The 19,281-nt window shown below is 41.7% G+C and carries 17 protein-coding genes; 12 read left to right on the top strand and 5 right to left on the bottom strand.

What is annotated here, in order from left to right:
• Positions 1-40 precede the first annotated feature (40 nt).
• From JI665_RS10880 to JI665_RS10890, 4 genes are all read left to right on the top strand, one after another.
• The gene (locus JI665_RS10880; RefSeq protein WP_414635269.1) at positions 41-889 is read left to right on the top strand and encodes a GNAT family N-acetyltransferase; all 849 of its coding nucleotides are present in this window, start codon (positions 41-43) and stop codon (positions 887-889) included.
• A gap of 142 nt (positions 890-1,031) precedes the next feature.
• A complete protein-coding gene (locus JI665_RS10885; RefSeq protein ID WP_206839360.1) occupies positions 1,032-3,272 on the top strand; it encodes an ATP-binding cassette domain-containing protein in 2,241 nt (746 codons plus the stop codon).
• Positions 3,273-3,353: 81 nt separating this feature from the next.
• Positions 3,354-3,566: a hypothetical protein gene (locus JI665_RS28550; protein WP_244671151.1), complete on the top strand. Its 213-nt coding sequence runs from the start codon at positions 3,354-3,356 to the stop codon at positions 3,564-3,566.
• Positions 3,567-3,572: 6 nt separating this feature from the next.
• Positions 3,573-4,073, top strand: coding sequence for a GNAT family N-acetyltransferase (locus JI665_RS10890; protein ID WP_244671152.1), 501 nt, complete (start codon positions 3,573-3,575; stop codon positions 4,071-4,073).
• Positions 4,074-4,309: 236 nt separating this feature from the next.
• Here the strand turns inward: JI665_RS10890 and JI665_RS10895 are convergent, their stop codons facing one another.
• Positions 4,310-5,491 (bottom strand): ROK family transcriptional regulator, encoded by a 1,182-nt coding sequence (locus JI665_RS10895; protein ID WP_206839361.1) that lies wholly within the window; start codon positions 5,489-5,491, stop codon positions 4,310-4,312.
• A gap of 181 nt (positions 5,492-5,672) precedes the next feature.
• Here JI665_RS10895 and xylA point away from each other — a divergent pair, with 181 nt between their 5' ends.
• The 4 genes from xylA (at position 5,673) to xylE (ending at position 11,170) form a co-directional block, all read left to right on the top strand.
• Positions 5,673-7,004 (top strand): xylose isomerase, encoded by a 1,332-nt coding sequence (xylA, locus tag JI665_RS10900; RefSeq protein WP_206839362.1) that lies wholly within the window; start codon positions 5,673-5,675, stop codon positions 7,002-7,004.
• A 107-nt stretch (positions 7,005-7,111) separates the two neighbouring features.
• Positions 7,112-8,614: a xylulokinase gene (xylB, locus tag JI665_RS10905; RefSeq protein ID WP_206839363.1), complete on the top strand. Its 1,503-nt coding sequence runs from the start codon at positions 7,112-7,114 to the stop codon at positions 8,612-8,614.
• A gap of 21 nt (positions 8,615-8,635) precedes the next feature.
• Positions 8,636-9,673, top strand: coding sequence for an aldose epimerase family protein (locus JI665_RS10910; protein WP_206839364.1), 1,038 nt, complete (start codon positions 8,636-8,638; stop codon positions 9,671-9,673).
• Between the two features lie 96 nt (positions 9,674-9,769).
• Positions 9,770-11,170, top strand: a complete 1,401-nt coding sequence (gene xylE, locus JI665_RS10915; protein ID WP_206839365.1) for a D-xylose transporter XylE — start codon at positions 9,770-9,772, stop codon at positions 11,168-11,170.
• 151 nt (positions 11,171-11,321) lie between these two features.
• Here xylE and JI665_RS29125 read toward each other — a convergent pair whose 3' ends face one another.
• Genes JI665_RS29125 through JI665_RS10935 form a run of 4 tightly spaced genes read right to left on the bottom strand, consistent with a single transcriptional unit; the run spans position 11,322 to position 14,310 of the window.
• Positions 11,322-11,696: a metal-dependent transcriptional regulator gene (locus JI665_RS29125; protein ID WP_312886175.1), complete on the bottom strand. Its 375-nt coding sequence runs from the start codon at positions 11,694-11,696 to the stop codon at positions 11,322-11,324.
• Between the two features lie 34 nt (positions 11,697-11,730).
• Complete coding sequence (locus JI665_RS10925; RefSeq protein ID WP_206839368.1) at positions 11,731-12,672, bottom strand: metal ABC transporter substrate-binding protein; 942 nt, start codon at positions 12,670-12,672, stop codon at positions 11,731-11,733.
• A 34-nt stretch (positions 12,673-12,706) separates the two neighbouring features.
• Positions 12,707-13,564 (bottom strand): metal ABC transporter permease, encoded by an 858-nt coding sequence (locus JI665_RS10930; protein WP_206839371.1) that lies wholly within the window; start codon positions 13,562-13,564, stop codon positions 12,707-12,709.
• On the bottom strand, positions 13,564-14,310 hold the full coding sequence (locus tag JI665_RS10935) for a metal ABC transporter ATP-binding protein (RefSeq protein WP_206839894.1): 747 nt from the start codon (positions 14,308-14,310) through the stop codon (positions 13,564-13,566). The genes JI665_RS10930 and JI665_RS10935 overlap by 1 nt, the downstream gene beginning before the upstream one ends.
• A 350-nt stretch (positions 14,311-14,660) precedes the next feature.
• On the opposite strand from JI665_RS10935, the gene JI665_RS10940 reads away from it, so the two are divergent.
• The 4 genes from JI665_RS10940 (at position 14,661) to JI665_RS10955 (ending at position 19,238) form a co-directional block, all read left to right on the top strand.
• The gene (locus JI665_RS10940; protein ID WP_206839372.1) at positions 14,661-15,239 is read left to right on the top strand and encodes a glycerol-3-phosphate acyltransferase; all 579 of its coding nucleotides are present in this window, start codon (positions 14,661-14,663) and stop codon (positions 15,237-15,239) included.
• Between the two features lie 3 nt (positions 15,240-15,242).
• Positions 15,243-16,853 (top strand): GNAT family N-acetyltransferase, encoded by a 1,611-nt coding sequence (locus tag JI665_RS10945; protein ID WP_206839373.1) that lies wholly within the window; start codon positions 15,243-15,245, stop codon positions 16,851-16,853.
• Positions 16,840-18,669, top strand: coding sequence for an LTA synthase family protein (locus JI665_RS10950; protein WP_206839374.1), 1,830 nt, complete (start codon positions 16,840-16,842; stop codon positions 18,667-18,669). Before JI665_RS10945 ends, JI665_RS10950 begins: the two co-directional genes overlap by 14 nt.
• Before the next feature lie 383 nt (positions 18,670-19,052).
• The gene (locus JI665_RS10955) at positions 19,053-19,238 is read left to right on the top strand and encodes a hypothetical protein (protein WP_206839930.1); all 186 of its coding nucleotides are present in this window, start codon (positions 19,053-19,055) and stop codon (positions 19,236-19,238) included.
• Positions 19,239-19,281 lie beyond the last annotated feature (43 nt).

The raw sequence follows: 19,281 nt of genomic DNA on the forward strand, positions 1-19,281 counted from the left end.
TTTCAAGGCAAGGTGTTTGAGGACAAAAAATAGTGAAGGTGTGTTTAACTTGGGCCATTCAGCAAAATTCACGGATAGAATGCTAAGCATTATAAAGAGTGCAGAAAAGGAAGCCCGTATGTCAGATTTTAATGTGATTCATCCTTTCCACCTGCTAATTGGGTGTCTGGAAGAAAGAGGAGGCGCATTGGGGGAAATATCTTTGAAATGCAATTTAAACCCAGGCTTGCTGAGCGGAGCAGTTCAAAATACGCAAAGATTAACGCAAAGTGAATTTTTCAGCATCCCAGTAACCGATGAGGTTATAGACATCTTTGATACAGCGATTGCTTTTATGCACAGATATAATCAGGTTTTTGTTAATGAAGGGCACTTACTTAAAGCATTACTTGCTGATTCCACCATTTCTGGCAGGCTATCTGAGGATATGAAAAAAACCATCTTAACCCTCGGAACGTCCTCCAGGGACATGATCACTCACCTTGGCAGCTATACTTTTCCTCAAATGAACACCCCTTTTGTCAGAAAAGTTCATCAAGGTGATGAGAGGGAGCTTGCAGACTTTATAGAGAAAAACTTTTCTAAAGAATGGGAACATACCATTCAGGGGGGATTTCAGAAGGAAAAGCCGTCAATCTATATCGCATGTGATGAAGAAGGAAGGATTATTGGCTTTGCAGCATTTGATGTATGCCAGAACAAAAAGGGATATTTCGGTCCTATGGGTGTAGTAAAAAACAGGAGGGTAAAAGGCATAGGAAATGCATTGCTTCATCACTGCTTAAAAGATATGAAAGAAATAGGATATGAATATGCCATTATTGGCGGAGCAGGGCCAATTGAGTTTTATGAGAAAGCCTGCAGGGCTGTTGTCATTCCTTCTATATAATCAATCACCGGAAGAGTCGTTTTTCCCTAAAACTTAAAAATAATTATAGAATATTGTTGCAATTTGATTTCCACTATTGGTATGATTATTCTCCGCGCAAATTTCTTACATAAGAAAAGTGATATCAAAAGGAGCTGATTGTGTGAAGCAGGAATTCATTGAAATTTTCAATGCCAGAGTAAATAACCTGAAAAATATTGATCTGCAGATTCCAAAAGGAAAGATCACGATATTTACAGGTGTCTCCGGTTCGGGCAAATCGTCCATCGTTTTTGATACGATTGCCCAGGAGGCAGGCCGCCAGTTAAATGAGACGTACAGCAGTTTTCAGCGGCTTTTTCTTCCAAAATATAGCCGTCCGGAAGCAGATGAAATTAATAATCTTTCTACTGCCGTTGTAGTCGATCAAAAACGGCTCGGCGGAAATGCACGATCCACACTTGGAACCGCTACAGATATTAATCCTCTTCTTCGCCTGTTTTTCTCCCGGTTTGCAGAACCTCATATAGGTTACAGCAACGCATATTCATTTAATGATCCCAGCGGCATGTGCCCGAAATGTGAAGGGATTGGGAGAATTATTACGCTAAACCTTGATGCTGCTCTTGATAAGGAAAAAAGCTTAAATGAAGGAGCTATTCTGCTTCCGGGATTTGGACCTGGAACATGGCAATGGAAAGCGTATGCGGAATCCGGATTCTTCGATATTGATAAGAAAATAAATGAATATACAGAAGAAGAATTTAATAAGCTTGTCTATGCGGAGCCGCAAAAAGTAAAAGTGAGTTATATGAATAATGATATGAATGCAACCTATGAAGGCCTGGCAGTCAAATTTATGAGGCAGCATGTGAAGAGGGACAAAGAAACTTCAAAAACAGGCGAGAAGCTCCTGAAGAACTTCAGCACCATGACGAAATGTCCTTCCTGCGGAGGAAAACGGTACAATGAGAAGGTGCTTTCATCCACAATCAAAGGCTATTCCATATATGACCTTACATCCATGCAATTGGATCAGCTAATTAATACACTTCCAAAGATTACATCACCTGAAGCTAAGCCAATTGTTGACGGGATCATGGAACGATTGGAAAATCTATGTGATATTGGACTGGGCTATATGGATCTGACAAGGGAAACGCCAACACTATCGGGCGGTGAATCCCAAAGGGTGAAAATGGTAAAATATTTATCCAGTAACTTAACAGGCTTAATGTACATATTTGATGAACCAAGCACCGGACTGCATCCGCGGGATGTCTATCGGTTAAATGAATTGCTGGTTCGGCTGCGTGAAAGGGGCAATACCGTTTTAGTTGTCGAGCATGATCCAGACGTCATCCAAATAGCCGACCATATCGTTGATGTTGGGCCTCAAGCCGGAACACATGGGGGAGAGATTATGTATACCGGCAGTTATCAGGGTTTCTTATCTTCTGATACATTGACTGCCAATTATTTGAACCGCAGTGCAGAAATCAACGCCAATCCGAGACCGGTTTCCGAGTTAATGGAATGCAGGAAAAGCACTCTTCACAATTTGAAGAATGTGAGTCTTTCAGTTCCAAGAGGGGTTTTTACTGTTATTACAGGAGTAGCGGGTTCAGGGAAAAGCACACTTGTGAACGAAGTGTTTGCAAAAGATTTTCCTGAGGCAATCCGTATTGACCAAAGCCCGGTCCACGCCAACATACGGTCTAATCCGGCAACTTTCACTGGCATTATGAATTCGATTCGCAAATCTTTTTCAGATGCCAATGGAGTGGAGAGCGGATTATTCAGCTATAATTCGACCGGTGGGTGTCCGACATGCGGAGGCACCGGGACGGTCGAGATCAATTTATCTTTTATGGATACAATGGAAGTCGAATGCAGTGAATGTCATGGAAGCCGTTTTAGGCAGGACGTGCTTCAATACTTATATAAGGGCAAAAATATTGTTGAAATCATGGAGATGTCTATAGCGGACGCTGTGGAGTATTTTGATGCAAAAGACATTCAGAAAAAACTCAAAGCCCTGGAGACTGTCGGTCTTGGCTATTTGTCATTGGGACAGCCGCTGACCACCTTGTCAGGAGGCGAATGTCAAAGACTTAAGCTTGCAAAGGAACTGAATACTAAAGGAAACATTTATATACTTGATGAACCAACTACGGGATTGCATATGTCAGATGTCGCTAATATTCTGGACATCATTAATAAATTGGTGGAAAAGGGCAATACCGTTATAGTCATAGAACATAATCTGGATGTTATCCGAAAAAGTGATTGGATCGTTGATTTAGGTCCGGATGGAGGCGCTGGAGGCGGAGAAATCCTGTATGAAGGACCGCCGGCAGGAATTTTGGAATGTGAACGTTCGGTTACTGCACAGCATCTGTAATGGAATATGTAAAAGAGATCAAATGGCCATGGAATTTTTTCAATGGCCATTTTCTTTATCGCTTAAGTGGAGGTGATTACTATGGATAAACTATTAAAAGACCTGAAGGCAGCAGGTGTACACAGTATTAAAGGTGATTCAGAGATTATTCTGGAAATCTTTCAGGATGAACGAATAAGTCCCAATAAAGCAGATTATTTAATTAATAGGCTTCTTACCATGGATGAGAGCAGAATTGAAAAAGTAAAGCTTCAGTGCCCTCAAGCAATTTTGGATGAATTAATGGTTTCGTGAGGAAAAATGAAAGTGATTGGTGAGAGAGTTATTTTTAAAAAGCAGTTTGCAGAATCCAAGATTGAACAAGCCCCTCCTTATGAAGTTTGGCCGCTCCTTAACAATAGTTCCATTATTTTTTTATCTGAAGTTATGAATTTTACTTATGAACAAACTGAGAAATTTTTAAAGAGCATGAAAGCAGAGCTCCCTGAACAAGCAGATAATATGTTTACGGTTTATACAGTTCATTCAGAACCGGCTGGAGCCGTTTTTCCTCATTTGGAACCTGACCGGGACCGGGAAGGAAGGATGTTTTGGATCGGCATCCACCCTGATTTCAAGGGTAAAGGGTATGGTAAGAACCTGCATTTAATAGGACTTCATAGATTGCAGTATGAATATAAAGCTGAAAAATATCTCGGGGCAACAAGCGCTGATAATGCCGCCATGAGAAAGATTATGGAAGCAAATGGATGTACACAGGAGAGCAATTCTGTTTTTACCTTAGTGTATTCTTTTTCTTGATAATCAAGAATGATGTATGAAAAAGGCTCAGTCGTTTTCAGCAGGTATATATTCTGGTGGATGAAAAGTGTCATTGCTGCCTACTAAATAGTGGTTTCTTTCATAACTGTAAAAAAAGGATTGATCAGGAATTAATTCAGGCTGGTTTGACACAATCAAGAAACATGAAAGAATGTCCCGCACATCCGGGACATTCTTTTCATCTTTCACCAATTTTCTTATAGGATACAGGCAGTCTATTTATTCAGGTTTTCCTGCAGATCCGAGTTCAGAAAGTTTTCTGTGGCATAAGCTGAAGCCCCAAGTGCTGTGGAGTAAATCGATAAATCTGCAAATGTAATGTTTACGTTTTCCTGATTAAATCTTAAGGAATGGGTCTCGACAACTTCCATAATCGAATCCAGTAATAAATCTTTGGCAATGGCTAAGCGATTTCCTATAATGATCTGCTCGGGATTGAATGTATTGATGATATTGTTTATGCCAATGCCGAGGCATCGGCCAATAAGCCGGAACAGATCCTTTACTTCCTCATCTTCTTCCGCCATTTCAACTAATGACTCCAGGTTCAGATCATCCCGTTTTAAATAGGATTGAATATTCTTTGCCTGGTTTAATAAAGCCTGTTCAGAAGCATACAATTCCCAGCAGCCTTTGCTGCCGCATCTGCATTCTTTTCCATCTATATCGATCACCATATGGCCCATTTCACCGGAGAAGCCTTCAGCGCCACGATAAAGGCTATTTTGTAAAATAAAGCCGACTCCTATGCCAATTCCAGCACTTACGTAGATGAGATTTTCAAAGTTTTTTCCGGCTCCGAAACGCTTTTCCCCGTATGCTCCGGCGTTCGCTTCATTGTCGATGATAACGGGAAGGTGAAACTCTGTCTCAATTTCTGCCTTCAAATGGATATCTGTCCAGCCCAGATTAGGTGCCAGCAGGATATTACTGCCTTCCTTATTTACGATTCCCGGCACTCCAATACCTATTCCGATCACACCATAGGGGCTCTCAGGGGTAGAGTCCAATAAGGATTGGATGACTTCTTTTATGACAAGAATGGTTTCTTCATATCTCATGCTATTCATATGCTTTAAATGTTCGCTCACAATATTGCCCGATAAATCAGTCATGACACCTAGAATATAGTTAACCCCTAAATCAATTCCAATCGCATAGCCTGCTTTTTCATTAAAGAGCAGCATCACAGGGCGACGTCCTCCGCTCGATTTGCCTGGTCCCGTTTCGGAACAGATTTTTTCTTCAATCAGCTCGTTGACTAAAGAGGAAACAGTACCTTTAGTCAGTCCCAAATGCTGTGCGATATCAGCCCGTGAGATAGGGGATTGGTCGATGATCGTCTGCAGAACGCGTGATTTGTTTTTCATTTTTACCATCTGCTGATTCCAAGTCATTATCTTTCTCCTCAAATCCTCAATTTCTTTGTCTATTACAATCATATTCCATTTATACCATAATTAAAAATAAAAATAAAACTTAGTTCATTCAATAGACAAACTAAGTTCAAGGTGGTAAAATCGATTTGTAATCAAATGAAAGCGATAACAAATGAAAAGAGAAGATGGAGGAATGAACATGAACTATTTTAATAATGTGAGCGGAGTAAAATACGAAGGTCCAGATTCTAATAATCCATTAGCTTTTAAATATTATAATCCTGAAGAAATGATCAACGGCAGAAAGATGGAAGACCTTCTCCGTTTTGCAGTGTCTTACTGGCATACATTTACGGCGGAAGGCACTGATCCTTTCGGAGATGGAACGATGATCCGTTCCTATGACAGATTTTCCGGAATGGATTTGGCCAAGGCGCGTGTAGAAGCTTCTTTTGAATTCTATGAAAAACTGAACGTCCCGTTTTTCTGCTTCCATGATGCTGATATTGCGCCTGAAGGGGATTCATTAAGAGAAACGTTTAAGAACTTAGATGAAATTACGGCCATGATTAAGGAATACATGAAATCCAGCAAAACAAAGCTATTATGGAATACCGCTAATATGTTTTCACATCCGCGCTGGCTGCACGGTGCGGCGACAGCACCTAATGCTGATGTATTTGCCTATGCTGCTGCAAAAGTGAAAAAGGGACTTGAGATCGGCAAGGAGCTGGGTGCTGAGAACTATGTGTTCTGGGGCGGCCGCGAAGGATACGAAACACTGCTGAATACGAACATGAAGCTTGAACTTGATAATCTTGCACGCTTCTTCCATATGGCAATCGATTATGCGAAGGAAATTGGGTTTGACGCACAATTCCTAATCGAGCCAAAGCCGAAGGAGCCTACCAAACATCAATATGATTTTGATGTGGCAACCAGTTTATCATTCTTGCAATCTTACGGCTTAAAAGACTACTTTAAATTCAATATTGAAGCAAACCACGCGACACTTGCCGGCCATACTTTTGAGCATGAATTGCACACAGCACGCATAAATGGAATGCTTGGTTCTGTGGATGCCAACCAGGGAGATACCCTGCTGGGATGGGATACGGACGAATTCCCGACAGACATCTATTCTACAGCACTGGCAATGGTAGAAATTCTTAAAAATAACGGGCTTGGAACAGGCGGCCTTAACTTTGATGCCAAAGTACGAAGAGGATCATTTGACCCTGAGGACCTGTTTTATGCTCATATTGCAGGAATGGACACATTTGCGGTTGGCGCAAAAGTTGCACAGCGTTTAATTGAAGATAAAGTATTAGACAACTTTGTTGCTGACAGGTACAGCAGCTATACAGAAGGCATCGGACTTGAAATCGTTGAAGGAAAGGCAGACTTCCATAAGCTTGAAAAGCATGCCCTTCAGCTTGAAAAGATTGAAAACAAATCAGGAAGACAGGAACAGCTAAAAGCTGTCTTAAATAAATACATTCTCGAAGCCTATGCGAGTGTAGAAGCGTAAGAGATCAATATAAAAAGATTAAATGTACTGGGAATACAAAAGTGTCCCAGTACATTTTTAAAAAGTAAAGCTTAGCATACATTCCATTATCTAAAGGATGATCAATCATGAAATATGTAATCGGGATTGACCTTGGCACGAGCTCGGTAAAAGTTTTATTAATGAATCAAAAGGGAGAAGTATGCAGCGAAGTTTCCAGGTCTTATCCGCTCATTCATGAAAAGTCGGGTTATAGTGAACAGGACCCTGCTGAATGGGTTGATAAAACAGTGGCTGCTCTTAAAGAACTTACAGAGCAGTTTGATGGAAGTGCGGAAGACATACAGGGAATCAGTTTTTCTGGCCAAATGCACGGCCTGGTCCTTCTGGATGAAGAGAATAAGGTTCTGCGCAATGCAATTCTGTGGAATGATACCCGCACGACAGAGCAGTGTAAACAGATCTATGACATGGCTGGGGAGAGCCGTCTGCTTGAAATCACAAAGAATCCGGCACTGGAAGGCTTCACTTTACCAAAGCTGCTTTGGGTGAAGCAATATGAGCCGGAAGTTTTTGAAAAAGCGGCTGTATTTATGCTCCCTAAAGATTATCTTCGCTTTAAACTGACTGGAAGGATTCATAGTGAATATAGTGATGCAGCGGGCACTTTGCTGCTGAATGCCGGCCGGAAAATGTGGAGTGAAGAGATATGCGGGCTAACCGGGATTGATGTGAATATCTGTCCGCCTTTAGTTGAGTCCCATGAATGTGTAGGGACGTTAAAGCCTGAGATTGCTGAGAAGACGGGATTATCTTCTTTAACGAAGGTATTTGCAGGAGGGGCTGACAATGCCTGCGGTGCGATCGGTTCAGGTATTCTGTCCGAAGGCAAAACATTATGCAGTATTGGCACTTCCGGAGTCGTTTTATCCTATGAAGAACAAAATGACAAGGATTTTCAGGGGAAAGTCCATTATTTTAATCATGGTGAAGAAAATGCCTATTATACAATGGGTGTCACCCTGGCAGCAGGACATAGTTTGAGCTGGTTTAAAGATACGTTTGCAGAAATGGAATCATTCGACTCCTTGCTGGCTGAAATGAGCGAGGTTCCGATTGGATCGAACGGCCTTTTGTTTACACCCTATTTAGCCGGTGAGCGCACGCCATATGCAGATTCGCAAATTCGGGGAAGCTTTATCGGCATGGACTCCTCACATAACCGAATTGACTTTGTACGATCAGTTATTGAAGGAATTACCTTTTCTTTAAATGAATCGATTGAAATATTCAGGGAAAGCGGCAAGCTTGTCGATACCATCATTTCAATCGGCGGAGGAGCCAAAAGTGATGCCTGGCTGCAAATCCAGGCCGATATCTTCAATAGCACCATTGTAAAGCTTTCAAGTGAACAGGGACCTGCTGTAGGTGCGGCTATGCTGGCGGCATACGGATGCCAATGGTATGAATCTCTGGAAGCCTGTGCCGATGACTTCATAACTTATGAGAAGACGTATACACCCATCCCTGAAAACGTAAAGAAATATCAGGAGCTTTACCAGTTATACAAAGAAGTTTATGCGCAAACCAGGAAGCTGAATGAGGGTTTGGCCGGTTTTAGGAAAAAGTAAGCTGACTTGAGGGAGATCGACATGAACATAACTGAAAGCATCTTTGGCGAATGGAACGGACACAAGGTTAAATCCTATACAATCAGCAATGATCATGGAATGAACGTATCGTGTATCGACTACGGGGGAATCATTACCGGGATATCTGTCCCCGATCGTGAAGGAAATAGAGAGAATGTGATCCTGGGGTACGACACACTTGAAGAATATACAAATCATTCACCATTCTTCGGTGCTATTATCGGAAGGGTGGCCGGAAGGATAGCAGGATCGGCTTTCACTCTTGATGGAGCTGCTTACCAGCTGCCAAAAAATGATGGCGAACACCATCTGCATGGTGGTACAGGCGGTTTTCACAATGTCATTTGGGACTCGGCCGCCGAAAAGGGCATGAATGAGGCGAATATCAGGTTCTCCTATATAAGCCCGGATGGGGAAGAGGGGTATCCTGGGACACTTGAGGTAACGGTAAACTATACACTGAACAATGAGAATGAACTGGTCATTAGTTATGAAGCGATATCTGACAAAAAAACGATTATCAATCTGACAAACCATACTTATTTTAACCTGAGCGGGGACTTGAAGAGCGACATTCTTGAGCACGAGGTGACCATGCAAAGTGATCACTTTCTGGAGCTTGATGAAACATTGATTCCTACTGGGAAATTCATACATGTTGAAAATACACCTTTTGATTTCAGAGCAGGGAAGAAAATCAAAGAAGGCGTAAAGTCCGGCCATCAGCAGAACATGCTTGCGGGCGGAGGATATGATCATCCATTTCTATTAAATACAGGTGAAATGACTGTAGTGGATTCTGCAAGCGGGCGAAAACTGACAGTGGAAACGGATAGGCCGAGTGTTGTTTTATATACAGCGAACATGCTGGGAAATGAATTTCAAATTAGAGGGGTTCAGTCAAAAAGGCATTTGGGGCTGTGTCTCGAAACTCAATGTCCGCCTGATGCTGTTCATCACGAAAACTTTCCTTCTATTGTCCTGGAGAAAAATGAGGTCTTCAAAACAAAAACCAGCTTCAAGTTTCTCATTGTTTAAACATTTCTACTAGAAAGGAGTAAAGATAGATTTGAATTATAGTAATGTAAAAATTGTAAGCGCTCTATTCTGGTTCAAATCTGTCTTTTACAAACTATGAAACAGAATCGGAACTCTCTATATATTGGTTCACTTACATTGGTTGCTGCGATAGGCGGTTTGCTTTTCGGATATGATACAGCTGTAATTTCCGGAGCTGAAAAGTCACTGGAAATCTATTTGATCGATAGTTTGGGATTAGGATCGCTGGCTCATGGGGCTACAACCTCCAGTGCATTAATTGGCTGTATCATTGGCGGTTTAATATCCGGTTATTTTGCGTCAAGGTTTGGGCGGAAAAAATCGCTGATTGCTGCGGCTGTATTATTTTTCTTATCTGCCTTAGGCTCCGCTTTTCCTGAATTTTTATTTTTCACTAAAGGGGAACCGACCATCTCGTTATTATTGACGTTTAATCTTTATCGCATCATTGGCGGAATTGGGGTTGGGCTGGCGTCAGCCATTGTTCCCATGTATATCGGCGAAATTGCACCTGCCGATATCCGCGGACGCCTGGTTTCATTCAATCAGTTTATGATCATTTTCGGGATGCTTGTCGTGTACTTTGTAAACTGGGGCATTGCCAGCGGCCGTCCATTGGAATGGATCAATGATGTTGGCTGGAGGTACATGTTTGCTTCGGAAGCCATTCCGGCCCTTGCCTTTGGTCTGCTGCTGCTCCTTGTTCCGGAGACACCCCGATACCTGGCCATTAAAAATCATGATGATAAAGCTTTAGCAGTGCTTACGAAAATTAATGGTGCAAGAGAGGCTAAAACGATCCTGGGTGAAATCAAAAAATCGGTAGCAGCCTCAGCCAATGTTCCAGCAGAAAAGCTGTTTGCATACGGAAAATTAGTGATTGTGATAGGAATTCTGCTGTCTGTATTCCAGCAATTTGTCGGAATCAACGTTGCTTTGTATTATGCACCGCGAATTTTCGAAAGCATGGGAGCAGCAAAGGATGCCTCGATGCTGCAGACGATTGTTATGGGTGTCATAAATGTCATCTTTACAGTTGTGGCCATTTTAACTGTAGATAAATGGGGGCGCAAGCCATTATTGATCACAGGTTCCATTGGCATGGCGATCGGGATGTTTGGTGTTGCAGGAATGGCTTTTTCCAATTTAATCGGAATGGGAACGTTAATTTTTATTATCGTTTACACAGCGTCTTTCATGATGTCATGGGGGCCGATCTGCTGGGTATTGATCTCGGAAATTTTCCCGAACAAAATCCGCGGACAGGCAGTTGCGGTAGCTGTTGCTGCACAATGGGCTGCAAACTATTTCATTTCATCGACTTATCCGATGATGATGGAATTCAGCGGCGGCTTAACTTACGGCTTCTATGGACTGATGAGTGTTCTTTCAGCCATTTTTGTATGGAAGTTCGTACCTGAAACGAAAGGGAAAACTCTTGAGAACATGGAGAGTATCTGGAAAAAAACTGCCTAATGGAGTCCTTTGGCAGTTTTCTATTAAACAATGAAAAAGACTGTCCCTTCTGAATGTGATATTCAGTAGGGACAGTCTTTTTTCTGCTAGATGCTGCTTATATCATTTTCTTCACTAGGGCAAAAAAACGCTTGAATGTTCATGGAACATCTCAAGCGTTTTTCTTATGATCTTCTATAAAGCTCTTAATTTTATAAACCACTTCCGTTCCAATATGCATTTCAACTTCTCTAACTTTCTTCCGGATCAGTTTCTCTTCAACCCCAATTATTTGATAAAACTCCATTAAAACCTGATGATCCTGAAATAGGTTTTTGCCAATTTCTAAACCTTGTTCTGTCAGTTTGACAGTTCCATAGGGCTGAAAATGAATGTAACCGTCTGATTTTAGCTTTCCGGCCATTTTAGATGCAGCTGAAACGGTGACTCTCAATACCTTTGCAATGCCGGAGATGGTCGCATGCCCATGTGCTTCCTGTAATAGATAAATCTCGAGAAGATATCTCTTTGAACTAATGGGGATCACATGATTCACCTGCTTGCTGGAATTGTGAACTTTATTACCTGGTCAAGCCTTCTTTAATGGTTTTAATATTCCATTCCATCATCGAGATGTACGTATCTCCGTCTTCACCCGGCTTTGCCAGAGAGTCTGTAAACACTTTTCCCATGATTGGAACATTGGTTTCATCGGATACAGCTTCCATGCTTCTTGCATCAATGCTTGTTTCCAGGAATAGTCCTGTAATTGCTTTTTCATTAATAATATCCACAATTCTTGTAATTTGCTCCGGTGTTCCCTGGTTTTCCTGATTGATTTCCCAGATGTATTCTGCCTGGAATCCGTAGGCTTCGCTGAAATATTTAAAAGCACCCTCACTTGTTACGAGAACACGTTCGTTTTCTGGAATTTCATTAAATTGTTCCACCGCTTTATCATGCAGCTCCTGAAGCTTTGCAATATATTCTTCCGCGTTTTTTTCGTAAACCTCTTTGTTGTCCGGGTCTGCTTTGATAAGTCCGTCTCTGGCATTTTCCGCGTATTTGATCCCATTTCTAATGTCCAGCCATGCATGGGGGTCTTCTTCACTTTCTTTGCCCTTTGTGGTTAGGTGCATGGCATCAACGCCTTTGCTCATCAGAAAGACTGGCGCATCTTCACCGTCTTTTCCGGCAGTTTCCATCAGCTTATTGAACCATGAGTTGCCTGCTTCCAGATTCAGCCCGTTGTAAAATACAGCGTCTGCATCGGTTGTTTTTTGCACATCTTCAGGAAGCGGGTCATATTCGTGGGGATTGGAACCAATGGGCGCTAAACTATGAATCTCAACCAAATCCCCGCCTACATTTTTAACAATGTCATACACAATCGAATAGGTAGTGACAACTTGAATTTTTCCATCTTCATTTGCTGATGTGCTGCTTTTTCCGCTGCTGCAGGCAGACAGGAATAACACAGAAAGAAGGGATGCAGCTAATAATAGAAAGCCTTTTTTAATCATAGTCTTACCTCCTGAAAATTTGATTTTATGAAAATTAAACTAATGAAGCTCTCTTTTTCTTTACTTTCAGCGTTTTCCATATTAGCCCATGCTTTGGCGAGAATAGGAAAACGAGAATGAAAATAGCAGTGGATGATATGACGATCGTTGCTCCTGAAGCTAAGTTGTAGGTGAAGCTAAAGTAAAGTCCCACGATGGATGAAATCACACCAATGCCAGAGGCAAGGAAAATCATCATCCACAGCCGCTCGGTTAAGAGATAAGCTGCCGCTGCAGGGGTGATCAGCATGGCAACAACCAGGACGATACCAACAGTCTGGAGGGAAGCAACGGTCACCATTGTCAAGAGAGTCATTAGGAAATAATGAATGAAACGAACTGGCAGTCCGTAAGCGGCTCCCATTGTTTCATCAAACGATGTGACCAATAATTCTTTGTAAAAGAGGTATACAGCCACCAATACAACCAGGCTGATGCCTAGTGTGATCCACATGTCTGATAATCTTACTGCCAGTACATTGCCAAATAAAATATGGTATAGATCTGTACTGCTTTTTAACATGGTAATAATAATGATTCCTGAAGCAAATGCCGCTGTAAACATAATTCCAATCGAGGTATCATGCTTAATCCGGCTGTTTTGGGATACAAAGCCAATGGCGATAGCTGTAATCACGCCGCTTATGACTGCGCCAAAGAAGAAGTTAATTCCCAGCATATATGAAATAGCCACTCCCGGAAGAACAGCATGTGATATGGCATCTCCCATGAGAGCCATTCCTCTCAGGATGATAAAGCACCCGATGACTCCACAGATAATTCCAACCATAACCGAGGTTAATAACGCTTTTTGCAGAAATCCATATTGCATGACCGCTTCAATAAAAGCCATTATAACGACACCCCAATCTCATTCATAAAAGCAAAATGCCCCTTGTATGCTTTTGCAATTACTTCAGGTTTAAACACTTCTTCAACGGTCCCAAAACTGATCAATTCCTTATTTAGGAGAATTAGCTGATTGAAATAATCATTTGCTTTACTTAAATCATGGTGTACGACAATCACTGTTTTTCCCTGTCTGCAGAGCTCCTTCAAAATGTTCACAATAGTTTCCTCGCTGGATACATCAACTCCAACAAATGGCTCATCCAGAAAGAACAAATCCGCTTTTTGGGCTAGTGCTCTCGCAAGAAAAACTCTCTGCTGCTGGCCGCCTGACAGTTCCCCGATCTGCCTTCTGCTGAACTCCTGCATCCCAACTCGCTGAAGACATTCCATGGCCCACTCTTTATCCTTTTTCTTTGGACGGCGGAACAGTTTTAAATGGGGGTAGGTCCCAATAAGAACCGCATCCAGCACAGTGATGGGGAAATCCCAGTCAATGTCATTCCTTTGCGGGACATAGGCGATACTTTTGCGTACTTCAGCAATGGGTTTTCCCAGCACTTTTACTGCCCCTTTATCTTTTGGTATGAGATTTAGCATGGCCTTTAAAAAAGTCGATTTTCCTGCGCCGTTCGGCCCGATAATTCCTACCAGATTTCCTGTATTAACAGAAAGGCTGACTCCTGTCACCGCTTCATTTCCGAAATAGGAAACATGCAAATCCTCTATGCTGATTGCTGGATCCTTCATCATTTTATCCCCCTTTATTTCCCATATTTAAATTAACCCAAATTAATTGTTTATGTGCAATTATACGTCACATGGACAAGATTTATGGTTTTGTTAAAAAGTTTTGCCTTAATGCAAATTATATGCGATTGCTAAACAATGTCAACACTAAATAATTATTTTTACAGAAAGTTTAATGTTGGCAATAAAATAGGAGAATTATGAAATCAGGCTCTGGCATTCAATTTGATTAATGGTAAAATTAGGGGTGTTATACTATCTGTAGCAGATTATAGATTGTAATTTTGCAAATATATGAAACTTTTTACCCTTTTTGATCGTTTAATTAGTATAAGGCGGGATAGGTGCTTATGATCGATGATGTGTGGACAGCCCTGATGGTTATGATCTTTTCCTACGCATTGGGAAGCGTAACCGGGGCTTATTATGTGGTTAAATACATAGCAAAAGAGGATATAAGAAAAAAGGGGAGCGGGAATGTAGGTGCTACCAATGCAGGCAGAGCTATCGGCAAGAAGGGGTTCCTGCTCACAATAGCAATAGATGCTGTAAAGGCATGGGCCGCTTTATATGTAACTGGACTTATGTTTGAAGGTGAGGGTTTATTAATCCTTAGCGCAGTTTGTGTGCTTATTGGCCATTTATTTCCCATTCAGCTGGGCTTTCACGGGGGAAAAGGAGTGGTGGTCTACTTGGCTTCCGCTTTGTTTTTGGAGCCCATGACAATAGCGATAATGGCTATCACGATGGGAATTGCCTATGCAGTTCTCCGGAAGTATACACGATCAGGTTTTATCGCCATGGCTTCGATTCCCATAACAGCCTGGGTGATTGGTGATTCATTCATCATTTCTGCAGGTCTTTTGCTTCTGCTTTTGATTGTTCTCATTTCCCATACCCATTTCATCATGCCTAAACATAGGAGGTAAACTGTGAATATTATCTGCAAAATCGCAACCGAACCTGATGAATTAGAACAAATTCATCAGCTGAACTACCAGACATTTGTGGAAGAAATTCCTCAGCATAAGCAAAATGAAGATCAGCATTTAATCGATAAATTTCATGAAGAAAATACATATGTCATTGCCAAGTCTGGCGAGGAAGTTGCCGGAATGATCGCGATCCGCGCCAAAAGGCCATTTTCGCTTGATTATAAACTTCCTAATCTCGAAGAATACTTGCCAGTTAAGGGAGAATTTTGTGAGATCCGCTTGCTGTCAGTCAAAAAAGAGTATCGCAGCACCCGTGTTTTTTATCAGCTTTGTGAAAGGCTTGTAGAGCTTTGCCTTGAAAAAAATTATACGATGGCGCTTATATCCGGCACAGTCACACAGCTGAAATTGTATAAGCGGATGGGGTTTCTGCCTTTTGGTCCTCTGACAGGAGAGGAAGGAGCCCGGTTTCAGCCCATGTATTTAACAAAAGAGAATTTCGAACGTTCAACGAAAGCCTTTGAACGCTTAATGGCCAGAAATTCAGCACCTGCCGATCAGCATTCATTTTTGCCGGGTCCTGTGCCCATTCATGCAAAAGTGAAAAGGGCTTTTTCCAAAGAAGCCGTATCTCATCGCAATCTTGATTTTATACTCGGTTTGAAAGACTTGCGTTCTCAATTATGCAAGATAACAAATGCCTCTCATGCAGAAGTTGTTGTTGGCACAGGAACACTTTCCAATGATCTGGTGGCAGCACAGCTGAAAAACATGGAGGGGGATGGGCTGATCCTGGCCAATGGCGAATTTGGCTTTCGTCTAATTGATCATGCAAGAAGGTTTCAATTATCTTTTCAAACCATTGAAAAAGAGTGGAATGAACCGATTACCCGCGAAGAAATAGCCTGCATGCTGAAAGAAAACCCCTCTATAAAATGGGTATGGACGGTGCATTGTGAAACGTCAACCGGGTATGTATTCGATATCAGCGGCATTCAGGAGCTATGCGGGGAGCATGATGCCGAGCTTTGTGTGGATGCTTGCAGCACGGCCGGTATTTTGCCGATGAACCTTAAGAATATTTATTTTGCATCGACCGTCAGCGGAAAGGGATTTGGTTCCTATCCGGGTCTGGCAATCGTATTCCATCGTGACAAGATTAATGGCAACAGCGCAGTTCCAAGATATCTGGACTTAAAGATGTACGAAGAAAATCAAAGCATTCCATACACCCATTCTTCCAATCTGGTCAGCGCATTAAAGGAGAGTATAAAGCTGATAGATTATGAGAAATTAAATCAATTGGCTGGAAAAGCAAGGAAGAAGCTGGAAGACAGCGGTTTTTCCGTTCTTGGAGACGACGATTATTCCCCTGGCATCCTGACGATCTGTCTGCCGCAGAGCAATTCCAGCAGGGAGTTTGGAGACGCATGCAAACAGAAAGGAATTCTCCTAAGCTATGAAAGCAGGTACCTGCTTGATAGAAATTGGGTTCAGGTGGCTCTTATGGGGGCGCAGGATGAGCAGAAGGTCATGTCATCCCTCGAAATAATGACAGGTATTTTAGAAAAACAAAATGAAAAGCGGTATGATTATGAAGTTATTTAAAAGCCTTTCACCCATATGGTTTGCCGTCATTTTAATCTGGATTAAAACGATCATTGTTTCCTTTATCGGATTTAATCTGCATCCGGAGAACTGGACTGATATTTTATTTATGCTTTTGAGCCCGATTGGGGCCATAATGGCCATTCTTGGAGTTAATATTTATTTTAAGCGGAAGGTGAAACCGGCAGCCATATGTTCAACGATGGTGATTTTGACGGGCATTCTTTTCGGGGATTTGCTTTATTATCGATTTTATACTGATTTTGTAACCGTACCGATTCTTTTTCAGTTTAAAAATGTGGGAGGGATTGGACCGAGCACACTTGAATTGATTAGCCCATGGGATCTTTTATTATTTGCTGATCTGGCCGTTTTTTGGCTTTTCTATATAAAACGGAAGCCAGTGCATGAGCAAATCACAGCTAAATCAAAAAGATTTTACACGGCTGTCAGTGTGTTTTTTGTATTGATGACCATCATTCTCGGCATGGTGAAAGTGCCTCATTTATTTTCGGAATCATATAATCGCCAGCAGCTTGTTAAGCATATTGGCTTGTATCAGTATCATCTTTATGATATTGGCATCGCTGCATCATATCCGCTCAATCGCGCTTTTGCCAGTCCATCCGACGCAGAAGCCTCTGCGGAGTATGTCCAATCACAAGAAGATAAGCCATCCGATTACTTTGGTGCGGCAAAAGGGATGAATGTCGTTCTCATCAGTATGGAGTCCACACAGAACTTTGTTATTAATCAGAAGGTGAATGGCCAGGAAATAACGCCATTCCTTAATTCACTGATTGAAGACAGCTTTTATTTCAGCAGTGTCTATGATCAGACAGCACAGGGGAAAACGTCCGACTCGGAATTCATGATCGATACAGGTCTTTATCCGTTATCGAGCGGATCGGCGTTTGTCAGAAAAACGGAAAACGCTTATCGAAGCCTGCCGCATATTCTATCTGATGAGAAGTATTACTCAGCCGTTTTCCATGGGAATGACGCTTCGTTCTGGAATCGGGAGGCCATGTATGATTCTCTGGGGTATAATCGTTATTTTTCAAAAGCCGATTATTTGGTCACAGAAGAGAACTCAGTGAACTACGGCATAAAGGACATCCCATTTTTCCAGCAGTCCATTCAGCATCTGGAAAAACTGCAAAAGCCTTTCTATGCCAGGTTTATCACATTGACAAACCATTTCCCATTTTTGCTGGAGGAGGAGGATCAGTTCATTTCTAAAGCCAGCACCAGTGAAATGGTCGTCAACCGCTATGTGACAACCGTTAGATACCAGGATGAAGCCATTAAAACATTCTTCCAGGACTTAAAAGCAAGCGGACTCTATGAAAATACAATGTTTGTATTGTACGGCGACCATTATGGCATCTCGGACAAATACGAACATGGCGTTCTGGAGCTGCTGGGGCAGGAAGATACCATTGTTAACCGCATGCAGCTGCAGAGTGTGCCGCTGATTATTCATGTGCCGGGAGTGGAAGGCAAAACGTTTTCGAACATTGGCGGGGAAGTCGATATCAGGGCAACAATCCTTCATCTGCTCGGCATTAGTGCTGAGGATAACTTCAGCTTCGGGCAAAACCTTTTTACAAGGGATCCTCATCATCCAGTTATTTTCCGGGATGGAAGCTTTATGTCTAAAGACTATTTTTACAAAGCCGGTAAATGCTTTAAAAGCGAATCGGAGGAAGAAACAGACATTAATAGCTGTGAACCACTGATGGATATCTCGAGAAAAGAGCTTGGGCTGTCTGATGACATTGTTCATGGGGATTTGATGAGGTTTATGGAATAAAATAGTGAATAAAGAGAGGATTGCATGGAATCCGTTTTTTAACGCTATGAGAAGTGATTAGTATTACTGGTATTTTAGGAAATGTATGATTCATTAAAGTGAATTCGCGTAATAATATTAAGGTGGTTCCAGCTATTTGCTGGAACCATTTTCTATGCAGTTTCGCGAAAAAACTTCATATGCTTTTTTTACTTAATTGATTCTACGGTAAGAATATTGTGGGGTTTTTTTAAGAAAGAACTGAGCCACACAAGAGGATTTTCTAATTCAAAAAAATGAATCTTTCCCTTATTAAAAAATAGATATCTTCATCAGGGTGCTAATACAAGCATTCTTTCAAAGAATGCATATTTTAATGTAAATGGGACAAGGAGGTGATTTAGATGTCATGTGGAAGAAGAAGATTTGATGATGTAGCAGGTGCATTTGATCGTGATGACAGAAGAAGAGAAATTGAAGTTGATAATGTATTAATCCGTGCGAATAGGGTTATTGTTGTCGAGGATGATAGAAAAGATCGCAGAAGAAGTGATGATGATAGAAGACGCAGAAATAGGTGTCCATGGTAAACTGAATTTAAAGGTTTGATTAAAGACTGTTGAGAATTTTCTT

This window comes from Bacillus sp. NTK034, from assembly GCF_017303275.1.
Lineage (GTDB): Bacteria > Bacillota > Bacilli > Bacillales > Cytobacillaceae > Cytobacillus.